Source organism: Gordonia sp. NPDC003585, assembly GCF_040610755.1.
In the GTDB taxonomy this organism is placed as follows: Bacteria; Actinomycetota; Actinomycetes; order Mycobacteriales; family Mycobacteriaceae; genus Gordonia.
Genome location: NZ_JBEXMX010000157.1, coordinates 1 through 4,956, shown reverse-complemented (window position 1 = coordinate 4,956; position 4,956 = coordinate 1). Strand labels below are relative to the sequence as shown.

At 68.0% G+C, this 4,956-nt stretch carries 5 protein-coding genes; 1 reads left to right on the top strand and 4 read right to left on the bottom strand.

The window, feature by feature from the left end; all coding sequences use genetic code 11:
• Positions 1 to 579: hypothetical protein (locus tag ABZW74_RS23980; RefSeq protein ID WP_355279943.1), on the top strand; the 579-nt coding region annotated here is incomplete at its 5' end.
• A 19-nt stretch (positions 580 to 598) separates the two neighbouring features.
• On the opposite strand, the gene ABZW74_RS23975 is transcribed toward ABZW74_RS23980, so the two are convergent.
• The 4 genes from ABZW74_RS23975 to eccCb form a co-directional block, all read right to left on the bottom strand.
• Positions 599 to 892 (bottom strand): hypothetical protein, encoded by a 294-nt coding sequence (locus ABZW74_RS23975; protein WP_355279940.1) that lies wholly within the window; start codon positions 890 to 892, stop codon positions 599 to 601.
• Positions 893 to 915: 23 nt separating this feature from the next.
• Positions 916 to 1,242 carry a hypothetical protein gene (locus ABZW74_RS23970; protein ID WP_355279938.1) on the bottom strand — a complete coding sequence of 109 codons (327 nt, stop codon included), beginning with the start codon at positions 1,240 to 1,242 and terminating at the stop codon, positions 916 to 918.
• Between the two features lie 91 nt (positions 1,243 to 1,333).
• Positions 1,334 to 2,089, bottom strand: coding sequence for a hypothetical protein (locus tag ABZW74_RS23965; protein WP_355279935.1), 756 nt, complete (start codon positions 2,087 to 2,089; stop codon positions 1,334 to 1,336).
• The coding region (gene eccCb, locus ABZW74_RS23960) for a type VII secretion protein EccCb (RefSeq protein ID WP_355279932.1) at positions 2,086 to 4,956 on the bottom strand (2,871 nt) is incomplete at its 5' end. The genes eccCb and ABZW74_RS23965, both read right to left, overlap by 4 nt.

The following is a 4,956-nucleotide window of genomic DNA, read 5'->3' as shown; positions in this document are numbered from 1 at the left end:
ACCGACGGCACCGCACAGCCGCTGCGTCGGCTGCTGAAGTCGTCGGGCGCAGGCGATCTCGTCGGGCTGGCCGCGTCGCACGATGCCACTCTGCGTCGGCGCAGCGTAGAGAACTACGTCGACATGGCCGCTGAGGTCCCGCTGGCGTCGTGCTGGCTCGATGGCCCGGGTGCGTTCCCCCCGAACGTCTTCCGGGATGCCGTGTGGAAGCTGCGTCGCCGTTTTCCGACGCTGGTGCTCGACGTGCCACAGGGTGTGCCGCGCGGCACCATCAACGTCGCCTGCGAGCTGGCGAGTCACGTTGTGCTCGTCGGTGATTCGACCGACATCGGCCACGAATGGCTACACGAGGGCAAATCGGTGCTGGCGACGCTCGCGGCCCGCCACGCGGTGACCGTGGTCGCGGTGGGCGGCCACGATGACGTCCGCACGGCATGTGCGCACTGCGCCGTGACACCGACGCCGCCGATGGATGTCGGATCGTCGGGTGGCTCGGCGCGCACGGCGCTGACCGCGTCGAGCGAGAGTGTCATCGCACTGTCGGAGGTGGCGCTGCGCGCGATCACAAGCCCAGCGTGACAGCGATATTCGTCGCCGATCAGCCGTTGAGGGCTTCGCGGATCCCGTCCCGGTAGCTGCCGACGGCGGTGTTGGCGCCGCCGACCAGCTTGGAGGTGACCTCCAGGATGTCCTCGACGACGGTCGCGGCCTTCTGCCAGGCGTCGTAGACGTCTTCGAACAGTTCGTGTTCGGGACCCACCCAGCCCGCCTTGTGCTGGATTCTGCCGTTGAGCGCGACGATGTCGGCCTGCAGGGCGGCACCCGCAGAGGCCACCCGCGTTGCCGCGGATGCGGCTGCTTCCTCGTCCCAGCCGAACAGATCGCCGGACATCGCGAGCCCCCTCCAGTTGCGTGTCAGATGTGAAAGTTGAATCCCGAGACGTTCGCGGCGATCTTCCCGGCCGCACTGGCGACTTCGCGGTCGATCGTCTGTGCACCGGTGCCGATCGCCTGCGATACCTCGCCCAGACCGCCGATCCCCTCGAGAAGCTTCTCGATGCTCGTCGTCCACGCACCCTGGAAGCCGTTCTCGGCGTCGACAATCCGCGGATCACCGTGCCGGTCGTCGAGGCCGTGGACGAGGGTGCCGTCCTTCTTCTCGGACTCGAGCCGACTCTTGATCCTGACGAGACTGTCACCAAGGTCGATCATCGTCTGTTTCGGTACCTGGATGTAGGCCATCGGTAACCTCCCCTGCTACAACTCGTGTGCGACCCCTGCAACGATGCTCTCTGCCGAGGCTAACACTGCGGCGGCGGTGTCGCCACGACGGTCACGGCTCGAACTCGTAGCCCACGAGGTCGACCGCGTCGTCGGACGTGGGTGTGTCCGCTTCGACGATCGGCGTGTCGTCGTCGAGTGTGACGGCGTCAGTGTCGGGTGCCGACCCGGTCTCGGTCGCGTCGGTGCGGACACTGCCGATGCATCGGATGACCATGTCCCGCAACGAGTCCGCGAGGTGGATCTGCGGGGTCGTCACCGCGACCACCAGGGTCCACGTGGTCCCCGGCATCGGATAGAAGCCCTGCACGGAGACCACCTCGCGCAGGCCCGATCCGTCCTGCTGGCTGCGTCGAATCGTGGTGATCCCATAGGCGTTCCCGCTGGGTGTGGTGCGTTCCTCGAAGGTGTCACCATCGCCGAACGCACGCCGGATCGGCGCCATCGAGGCCAGCCGGCCGGTGCTCGAGTCGAAGGTGATGTTGAGGACGACGTTGGCGATCCGGCCCTCGTCGTCCACCCCGGGCTTCAGCAGCGTGAGCAACACCTTCTTGCGCTGGGCCAGCGCGACCACGTCTTCCATCGCCCGCAGCAGGTCCTTGCGATCCTTGGACCGCACCCGCCGTCCGGCGAAGTAATCGTCGACGATGCGCTCGTTCTGCCGCTTCCACCGCGCCGGATGGGTTTCCACCACGGCCCAGTCCGTGGGCAGCCGCACATGCCATTCGAACGGCGGACGCGCTGCGTCGGGATGCCACTCGATTCCCGGGCGGCGGGTCTGTGCGTCGTCGCCGACGGTCTCGGTCATGTCCGCTCCTCTGCGATGTGGTCGAGTTCGGTTCGCTCAAGTTCGCCACCGTCGTCGGGCGCCGGCGGGGTGTACGCCAGCTGCAGCCGCTGCGCCGGCCGCCCACGGCGGACCAGGTCACCGCGGCCGGGCGGCTGATGCGACATCCACACCTTCGGCCAGATCTGGCCTTCCTGTCTATCACCGGAGAGCAGCAGGCCCGTGGCCCCGGCCTCTTTGACCGCTTGCAGGACGGTCTCGTAGGCGGCCCGCGAAGCACCCGCCGCGCGACGCAGGATCACCAGGTGCACGCCCAGGTCGCGTGCCTGCGGCAGGAACGGCACCAGCGGCTTCAGCGGACTGTTCGACCCCTCCATCAGATCGTAGTCGTCGGCGACGATGACGACCTCCGGGCCGGTCCACCACGACCGCTCGCGCAGCTGACGCGGCGTCACGTCGTCGGGCGGCATCCGGCGCTGCAGCTCCTTCACGATCGAGGAGACCAGCGCCGCAGCGATATTCGCGGTTCCACCGTAGCCGCCGAGGAACTCCTTGGGCACCACGTCGAGCAGCTGCCGTTTGAGGTCGAGGACCGCGAAGACCAGTTCGCCCTCGCGGAAATGCGGGCACAGTTCGTCGACGATGGTGCGGACCAGCGCCGTCTTGCCCGAGCCGGAGTCGCCGAAGACGAGAAGATGCTGGTCGTCGCCGAACAGGTTGAGGCGCACGGGTTTGAGGTTCGATTCGGCCAGGCCGATCGCGATGTGCCGGGTATCGGGGTGGTCGCGGCGCAGTTGCGCCAGTTCGACGGACTCCGGCAGCATGCGGACCGCCGGTGCCGACGTCCCCTGCCAGGCGTCGGCGATCGCGGCGATGGTGGCATCCATCTCGCCGATCCCGGCACCGTAGGCGGGCAACGCCACCTGCCCGAGCAGGCTGTCCTGGGTGAGGCAGCGGCCGGGATTGTCGGCGCGGATCGACTCGACCAAGCGGCGTCCGATGGTGGAGTCCAGCGGATCGTTCAGGCGGAATTCGACGCGGGTGCCGATCATGCCCTGGATCTGGATGCGGAAGTCGGTCCAGCGGCCGGTCGTCGCGATCAGGTGCACGCCGTAGCCCAGGCCGCGGGAGATGATCTCCTGCACGGTGCGGGCGAGTTCGTCGAACTCCTCGCGGAATGTCCACCACGAGTCGATGACGAGAAACACGTCGGCGCAACGGAGTTCGGGCAGCCCGCCGGCGCGGTGCATGTCCCGCATCTGCTCGGCGGTCTCGATCTGGTGGTCGGCGAAGATCCGTTCACGCTCGGCGAGCATCGCGGCCATCTCGGCGACGGTGCGTCGGATCTTGTCCACCTCGAAGCGGGTCGCGACGTCGCCGACATGCGGCAATCCGGCCAGCGGTCGGAGTCCGCTGCCGGTCATGTCGATCAGGTAGAAGGCGACCTCGGCCGGGGTGTGGGTGAGCGCGGCCCCGACCACCAGCGAACGCAACGCGGTGGTCTTGCCCGACTGCGGTGACCCCAGGAAGACCAGGTGGCCACCGGAACCCGACAGATCCACCGTCAGCGGCCCCTGCCACTGTTTGAGCGGCTGATCCTTGATGCCGAGCGGGAAGTGCAGTGTCGGACGGTCGGCGGCGGTGAGCCCGCGCGCCCGCGTGGCGGCCACCTCGCCGACGACCTCGTCGAACCGCAGCGACTGCGGCAGCGGCGGCAGCCAGATCTGCCGGACCTTGGCGGCATGGTCGCCGAGACGGTCGGCGACCATCTCCAAGGTCGACGCACTGAACGGGTCGTCCTGGGCGACAACGGCTTTCTCACCGCGACGCGATTCGGCGTACTCGTGTTGCCGTTCGGCCAGCCAGTCAGACGTGTCGTTGATCAGATGAAACGGCATCGGCACCGGCGGCAGCGTGGTGTCCTCGGCGTCCTCGGCGGGCACGTACCGCCCGGACACGTAGGCCGCCTTGAACCGCACGAAGATGTCCGGGTCGACCTTGAGAATCCCCGAGCCCGGGATCGGTGGCAGCTCGTGGGCGTCGGCGGTGCCGATCACGGTGCGCGACTCCTGAGCCGAAAACGTCCGCAGCCCAATCCGATACGACAGATGCGACTCGAGGCCGCGCAGTTTGCTCTCCTCGAGCCGCTGCGTCGCGAGGAGCAGATGCACACCGATCGACCGGCCGATCCGCCCGATCTGCACGAACAGGTCGATGAAATCGGGTTTGGCCGTGAGGATCTCACCGAACTCGTCGATGACGACCAGCAGATTGGGCAGCGGCTCCAGATCCTGCCCGGCCTCGCGCCTGCGGTTGTACTCGGTGACGTTGGGCAGTGAACCCGCTGCCTGGAGCACCTGCTGGCGTCGTTGCATCTCGCCGAGCAACGCGTCGTGCAGTCGGTCGACGAGACCGGAGTCGTCGGAGAGGTTGTCGACCATCGCCGTGCTGTGCGGGAGCCGATCGAGGCCGGCGAACGCGGCACCGCCCTTGTAGTCGACCAGCACCAGGGCCAGACGGTCGGGGGAATGGCAGACCGCCTGCGCGAGCACCATGGTGCGCAGCACCTCCGACTTGCCCGATCCGGTCGCGCCGATGCACAGACCGTGCGGACCCATGCCCTCCTGGGCGGATTCCTTCAGATTCAGATGCACCGGGCTGCCACTGCCGCTCACCCCGAACGGCACATTCAGGAAGGCGTCCAACGACTTCGGCGCCCACAACTGGTCGATGTCGTAGGTGCCGAAGTCGGCGATCCCGAGCAGCCGGTCGAGGGTGATGGTGGTTTCGAGCGGGGCGTCGGGCGCGGCGTCATCGACGAGGCGGATGGGTGCGAGGCGGCGTGCGATGGTCGCGGCGACCGTGGGTGAGACGGCGTCGGCGCTGCC

Excerpts from the sequence above, each read along its gene's own strand:
- ABZW74_RS23965 (WP_355279935.1), bottom strand. The coding sequence starts at position 2,089 with ATGACCGAGACCGTCGGCGACGACGCACAGACCCGCCGCCCGGGAATC.
- ABZW74_RS23975 (WP_355279940.1), bottom strand. The coding sequence starts at position 892 with ATGTCCGGCGATCTGTTCGGCTGGGACGAGGAAGCAGCCGCATCCGCG.
- ABZW74_RS23970 (WP_355279938.1), bottom strand. The coding sequence starts at position 1,242 with ATGGCCTACATCCAGGTACCGAAACAGACGATGATCGACCTTGGTGAC.